This is a genomic window from Longimicrobium sp., assembly GCF_036554565.1.
In the GTDB taxonomy this organism is placed as follows: Bacteria; Gemmatimonadota; Gemmatimonadetes; order Longimicrobiales; family Longimicrobiaceae; genus Longimicrobium.
This window is the reverse complement of sequence record NZ_DATBNB010000274.1, coordinates 1-5985: the sequence shown is the minus strand read 5'-3', so window position 1 is coordinate 5985 and position 5985 is coordinate 1. Positions and strand designations below refer to the sequence as shown.

General features: G+C 70.8%; 7 protein-coding genes. 6 read left to right on the top strand and 1 reads right to left on the bottom strand.

All coding sequences use genetic code 11. The annotated features are described in order from the left end of the window. Window positions 1-21: 21 nt before the first annotated feature. Entirely contained in the window at window positions 22-1299 is a 1278-nt protein-coding gene (gene tyrS / locus VIB55_RS07415; RefSeq protein ID WP_331876035.1) for a tyrosine--tRNA ligase, read from the bottom strand. A 146-nt stretch (window positions 1300-1445) separates the two neighbouring features. Between tyrS and VIB55_RS07410 the strand changes: the two genes are divergently transcribed. The 6 genes from VIB55_RS07410 to VIB55_RS07385 all read left to right on the top strand — a co-directional run. Beyond that, on the top strand, window positions 1446-2111 hold the full coding sequence (locus tag VIB55_RS07410) for a signal peptidase II (RefSeq protein WP_331876034.1): 666 nt from the start codon (window positions 1446-1448) through the stop codon (window positions 2109-2111). An 84-nt stretch (window positions 2112-2195) separates the two neighbouring features. Next, window positions 2196-3032, top strand: coding sequence for an ATP-dependent sacrificial sulfur transferase LarE (gene larE / locus VIB55_RS07405; protein WP_331876032.1), 837 nt, complete (start codon window positions 2196-2198; stop codon window positions 3030-3032). Further along, window positions 3029-3271 carry a hypothetical protein gene (locus VIB55_RS07400; RefSeq protein WP_331876031.1) on the top strand — a complete coding sequence of 81 codons (243 nt, stop codon included), beginning with the start codon at window positions 3029-3031 and terminating at the stop codon, window positions 3269-3271. Before larE ends, VIB55_RS07400 begins: the two co-directional genes overlap by 4 nt. Continuing rightward, entirely contained in the window at window positions 3271-4446 is a 1176-nt protein-coding gene (locus VIB55_RS07395) for an aminotransferase class V-fold PLP-dependent enzyme (RefSeq protein WP_331876030.1), read from the top strand. Before VIB55_RS07400 ends, VIB55_RS07395 begins: the two co-directional genes overlap by 1 nt. A 38-nt stretch (window positions 4447-4484) precedes the next feature. Beyond that, window positions 4485-5099: a hypothetical protein gene (locus VIB55_RS07390; protein WP_331876029.1), complete on the top strand. Its 615-nt coding sequence runs from the start codon at window positions 4485-4487 to the stop codon at window positions 5097-5099. 44 nt (window positions 5100-5143) lie between these two features. After that, the coding region (locus VIB55_RS07385) for a sigma-54 dependent transcriptional regulator (RefSeq protein ID WP_331876028.1) at window positions 5144-5985 on the top strand (842 nt) is incomplete at its 3' end.

The following is a 5985-nucleotide window of genomic DNA, read 5'->3' as shown; positions in this document are numbered from 1 at the left end:
ATTCCGTCTTGGAACCGTGGTCTACGCGGGATTGCAGCGGATCACGTGATAGCTGCGCTTGCCCTTGCGGAGGACGATCACCTGGCCCTCGATGGCATCCTCGCGCGTGACCCGGTCGTCCGCCGCGCGCGCCGTGTCGTTCAGGTACAGGCCGCCGCCCGCGATCAGCCGCCGGGCCTCCGCGCGCGAAGAGGCGAAGCCGGCCTGCATCACCATGTCCGACAGGAGCACGCCGTCGGCGAGGCCCGCGGGCGCGTCGCTCGAGGGCACCTCGTTCAGCACCTCGCCGATCTCGGCCGCGCTCAGCCCCTGCACGCTGCCGCCGCCGAACAGCAGCGCCGAGGCCCGCTCGGCCCGGGCCAGCTCGTCCGCGCCGTGCACCGTGCGCGTCACCTCCGCCGCGAGCAGGCGCTGCGCGGTTCGGCGGTGCGGCTCGGCCGTGTGCGCCTGCACCGCGGCGTCGATCTCCTCCACTGGCAGCAGGGTGAAGTACTTCAGGTACTTCTCGACGTCCTGGTCGTCGGTGTTCAGCCAGAACTGGTAGAAGCGGTAGGGCGAGGTGAGGCTCGCGTCCAGCCAGATGGTGCCCGCCTCGGTTTTGCCGAACTTCACGCCGGCCGACGTGGTCACCAGCGGCATCACCATCCCGTGCGCCCGAACGCCACGCACACGGCGGATCAGCTCGATTCCCGCGGTGATGTTCCCCCACTGGTCGCTGCCGCCCAACTGCAGCAGGCATCCCTCGCGCTCGTTCAGCACCAGGTAATCGTACGACTGCAGCAGCATGTAGCTGAACTCGGTGTACGAAAGGCCCTCCTCCTGCTCCAGCCGCCGCTTCACCGACTCCTTCGCCGTCATGTAGTTGATGGTGAAGTGCTTGCCGACGTCGCGCAGGAAGTCGACGAAGGAGATGGACGTGAGCCAGTCTCCATTGTCGATCACGCGGGCGGCGCTGGGACCGGTGAAGTCCAGGAACCGCTCCAACTGGCCTCGGAGCCCGGCCATGTTCTCTGCCACCTGCTCGCGCGTCTGTAGCTTGCGCTCGGCCGTCTTGCCGCTGGGGTCGCCGATCATCCCGGTGCCGCCGCCCACGATGGCGATGGGCGTGTGGCCGTGCCGCTGAAGGTGAACGAGCGCCATCACGGGCAGCAGCGATCCCACGTGCAGGCTGGCCGCGGTGGGGTCGAAGCCGATGTACGCCGTCAGCTTCTCCGACTCGGTCGCGGCGCGCGCGCCCTCGGTGGCGTCGAAGAGCAGCCCCCTCGACTTCAGTTCTTCGTACAGGTTCGCGGCGGGCACGTAAGCTCCTTCGGGTCCAGGTTCGCGCAAGGGCACACAATGTCGGGCGTGGGCGGCAAGCCGGTCAAGGCGCGCGCGGAACCGCGTGCGGCCCGCATCTTGTAAAAGGGGTGCGCAGGCCAATCGACACGCCCTCCGGAGCCCCCGTGAGCGAAGCCCCGACACGCCTTCAGCACATCGTGCTCCGCCTGATGGGCGAGCGACGGACCGTGCACCGTCCCGGCGCCAGCCGCGGCCGCCGCGCGTCTGACCAACTGCCAATGCACGGCTGGCGCCCCGCGTTCATCCTGGCGTGCGCCGTAGCCCTGGTGGACTGGGCCACCAAGTTCGCGATCGCGTCGACCATCCCGCTCGAAGGCTTTCGCGAGGTGGTGCCCGGGCGTGTGGCGTTCTGGCACGTGCGCAATCCCTACATGATCCTGGGGTTGTGGGAAAACCTGCCGCTGGCCGGGCGCAAGGTGCTGGCCGTAGTGTCGGCGCTGCTCGCCGTGCTGGTGCTGGTGCAGATCGTTGGCCGTGCCCATCGCCTGGCCCGTGGCCACCAGCGCTGGGCGTGGCTGTTCGTGGGGTTGATCTGCGGCGGGATGGTGGGCAACCTGGGTGAGCGGGTGATCCACTGGGGCGTCACCGATTACCTGTCGTTCCGCTGGGGCGAGTACTGGCTGCCCCCCGGGAACATCGCCGACATCGCCCTGTTCGCCGCCATTCCGTTGGCCGTCCCCGTGGTCGTCTTCGAGTTGATGGGGCGCGCCCGCCGCGGCCGCGCGCACCCGCAGGCGTCCAGCCGCGCGGCGCCTTCCGCACGTCCCTGAGCGACCGCCGTGCGCTGGCGGGGTACCGGAGGGCGCGCCTATCTTCCGCGCGCCCTTGTTCGTTCCTGGCCCGAGTCCTTGCCGATGGTACCCGAGCACAAGCGTCACCGCCTTTCGTCCATCCTCCGCGACTGCGGCTCCGTCGTCGTGGGCTACAGCGGCGGGGTGGATTCGGTGTTCCTGGCGCGCATCGCCGTAGACGTGCTGGGGCCGCAACACGTGCTGGCGGTCACGGGAAAGAGCGACAGCATCGCGTCGTGGATGGAGGACACCGCGCGCGAGGTCGCCGCGCGCTTCGGCATTCCCTGGCTGGAGCTGGAAACGCGGGAGATGGATGATCCGCGCTACGCGGCCAACCCCAGCAACCGCTGCTACTTCTGCAAGTCGGAGCTGTGGACGCGGCTGGCGGACCTGGCGGCCGAGCGGGGCTTCGCCGCGGTGCTGGACGGCTCCAACGCCGACGACGTGGGCGACCATCGCCCCGGAGCGGTGGCGGCAGAGGAGAACGCGGTGCGCTCGCCGCTGCTGGAGGCGGGGCTCACCAAGGACGAGATCCGCGCCTGGTCGCGCGAGCTGGGGCTGCCCACGTGGGACCAGCCGGCCGCGCCGTGCCTGGCTTCGCGCATTCCCTACGGCCTGTCCGTCACTCCCGAGCGCCTGCGGCAGATCGAACAGGCGGAGATCGGGCTGCGGGCGATGGGGTTCCGCGACTTCCGCGTCCGGCATCACGGCACGATCGCGCGGCTGGAAGTTCACCCGTCCGAGATCGACCGCGTCGCCGCTCATCGGAGCGACATCGCTCATGCCGTGCGCGGCGCCGGCTTCGAGCGCGTGCTGATCGACCTGCAGGGCTACCGCCGCGGCTCCCTGAACGAGGGGCTGGCGGGCGGGCAGCTGGTGCAGCTGGGGGCGTTCGCATGAGCGACGATCCGCGGGTCGCGCAGGCCGTCCGCGTGTTGGTGGAGCACGGCGTCGGCGGCGCCGAGGTATCGGTGGAGGGACACGAGCGGGAGATCGCCGCCGTGCGCGTTCCCGGCGACGGGTGGGAGCGGCTGCTGGGCGACGAGGGCGCGCAAATCGCGGCCGCCGTCAAGCAGGTGGGCTTCCGCTACGTGGCGCTGGACCTGGAGATCGACGCCGATCCGGACGCGATCGGCTGATGGACGCCGGCGCCGTCTACCTGGACTACGCTGCGACCTCCGCCGTGCGACCGGAGCCGGTGATCGATGCCGTCGCCGACTACCTGCGCGGCATCGGCGCCACGCCGGGAAGGGCGGGGCACCGGCGGGCCGTGGAGGCCGGGCGGATCGTCTTCCGCTGCCGCCGCGCGCTGGCCGCCCTCTTCAACGCGCCGGGCGATCCTGGCCGGCTGACCTTTCACCTGAATGCCACGCACGCGCTGAACGTCGCCATCCTGGGCCTGCTGCGCCCGGGCGATCGCGTGGTGCGCACCGCGTACGACCACAACGCGGTGCGCCGCCCCGTGCGCGCGCTGGCGGGACGTGGCGTGCACGAGACGGTGCTCGCTGGCCAGACGGACGGCTCAATCGCCTTGGACGAGGCGGAGCGTGCGCTGCTGGGCGCGAGGCTGCTGGTTATCCCCCACGCGACCAATGTCCTCGGCACAGCGTTACCCGTCGCGGAACTCGCGGCGAGGGCGCACGCGGCCGGCGCGCTGGTGCTGGTGGATGCGGCGCAGTCCGCCGGCCACCTGCCGATCGACGTGCAGGCCATGGGCATCGACCTGCTGGCGTTCACAGGGCACAAGGGGCTGCTGGGGCCGCAGGGGACGGGTGGATTGTGGGTTCGCGACGGGATCGATCTGCCCCCCGTGTTCATGGGCGGCACCGGCGGCGATTCCGACGCGCCCGACATGCCCGCGCTGTTCCCGGATCGGCTCGAAGCCGGGTCGCAGAACGGGCCGGGGATCGCCGGGCTGCTGGCGGGCGTGGAGTGGCTGGCGGAGCGGGGGATCGCCGCCGTCCACGCGCGGGAGATCGAACTCAAGCTGCGGCTGTGGGATGCGCTGGACCTGATCCCAGGCGTGTCGCTGCTCAGTCCGCCGGCCGAGGACGGCGTGGGCATCGTGACGATGAACCTTGCGGGGGTAGACGCGGCGGATCTCGCGCGGCGGCTGGACCGCGACTTCGGCGTCCTGGTGCGCGCGGGGCTCCACTGCTCGCCCGAGCAGCACGACGCCATCGGCACGGGGGCGATCGGGGCCGTGCGCTTCTCGGTCGGCTGGGCGACCACGGAGGTCGAGGTGGATCGCGCGGCCGCGGCCGTGGCACGGATTGCCAGCGCGGAACCGCAGGCGCCGCGGGCGGGTAGCTGAACACGACCGGAGATCACGGACCGAACGGGGGAGACCGGATGGCGCGTCGAGGTGTTGCGGGGAAGCTGTTCCTGCTGGTGTTCCTGGCCCTGCTGGCCGGCGGAGCGTGGTTCTTCCGCGGCCTGATTCCCGGCCCGTGGAATCGCCCGCCCGTGCCGATGGCCGTCTCGGAAGAGGCCGCCGTCGCCGCCGAGGAGAAGCTGAAGCGGCTGCGGCAGGACGGCGACACGGTGCACCTGAGCGGCGTGGAGTTCACCAGCTACCTGCGCTATCGCATGGCCGGACGCTTCGCCTCCGACATCGAACTGCCTGCGGTGACGTTCGCGGGCGATGCCGTTCAGGTAGCGGGCCGATTTCCCAAGGATCGCCTGCCCGCGAAAGAGGTCGGCCGCGCGATGGCGTACCTGCCCGACACGGCCGACGTGGCGGTGAACGGCACGCTGCGCACCCTGGCGCCCGGCCGCGCCGCGCTGAAGGTGAGCTCCGCCTCGTTCGCGCGCATCCCCATCCCACGCGACCGGCTGAACCAGGTGGTCGACCGCGTGCGGGGGCTGGACGAGCCCGGGCTGGGCGAGGACGAGGTGGCGTTCCAGCTTCCGCCGGGCGTGGGCTCGGCGCGGGTGGAGAACGGCGAGCTGGTCCTGGCGCGCTAGCGCTTCGCATCGAGCAGGATCACACCGACTACAGATCGATTCGCATGGCACGCATTCTGGTCGTCGACGACGAAGAAGGCATCCGGCGCGTCCTGCACCAGCTCTTCGAGTACGAGGACCACGAGGTGCGGTCCGCGGGGGGCGGCGCGGAGGCCATCGGCATCTACCAGGACTTCCAGCCCGACGTCACCTTCCTGGACGTGAAGATGGCGCGGATGGATGGCCTGGAGGCGCTGACCAAGATCCGCGAGCACGACCCCGCGGCCGTGGTCATCATGATCAGCGGCCACGGGACCATCGACACCGCCGTCGAGGCCACCCGCCGCGGCGCCTTCGACTTCCTGGAAAAGCCGCTGGACACCGACCGCCTGCTGCTGGTGCTCCGCAATGCGCTTCAGCAGCAGGGGCTGGTGCAGGAGAACGCGCGGCTTCGCGGGGAGATCGAAAGCCGCCACCAGATCGTGGGGCGCAGCTTTTCGCTGCGGCAGGTGCTGGACCGGGTGGAAAAGGTGGCGCCCACGGACGCGCGCGTGCTGGTGACGGGCGAGAACGGCACGGGCAAGGAGCTCGTGGCGCGCGCCATCCACCGGCTGAGCCCCCGCGCCGACAAGGCGTTCATCGAGGTGAACTGCGCCGCGATCCCGTCCGAGCTGATCGAGTCGGAGCTGTTCGGCCACATGAAGGGCTCGTTCACCGGCGCGCACGAGGACCGCGCCGGCAAGTTCGAACTGGCCGACGGCGGCACGCTGTTCCTGGACGAGATCGGCGACATGTCGCTGCAGGCGCAGGCCAAGGTGCTGCGCGCGCTGCAGGAGGGCATCGTCACGCGGGTGGGTGGCGCCAAGCCCATCCAGGTGGACGTGCGCGTGTTGGCGGCGACCAACAA

Excerpts from the sequence above, each read along its gene's own strand:
- larE (WP_331876032.1), top strand. The coding sequence starts at position 2,196 with ATGGTACCCGAGCACAAGCGTCACCGCCTTTCGTCCATCCTCCGCGAC.
- VIB55_RS07400 (WP_331876031.1), top strand. The coding sequence starts at position 3,029 with ATGAGCGACGATCCGCGGGTCGCGCAGGCCGTCCGCGTGTTGGTGGAG.
- VIB55_RS07395 (WP_331876030.1), top strand. The coding sequence starts at position 3,271 with ATGGACGCCGGCGCCGTCTACCTGGACTACGCTGCGACCTCCGCCGTG.
- VIB55_RS07390 (WP_331876029.1), top strand. The coding sequence starts at position 4,485 with ATGGCGCGTCGAGGTGTTGCGGGGAAGCTGTTCCTGCTGGTGTTCCTG.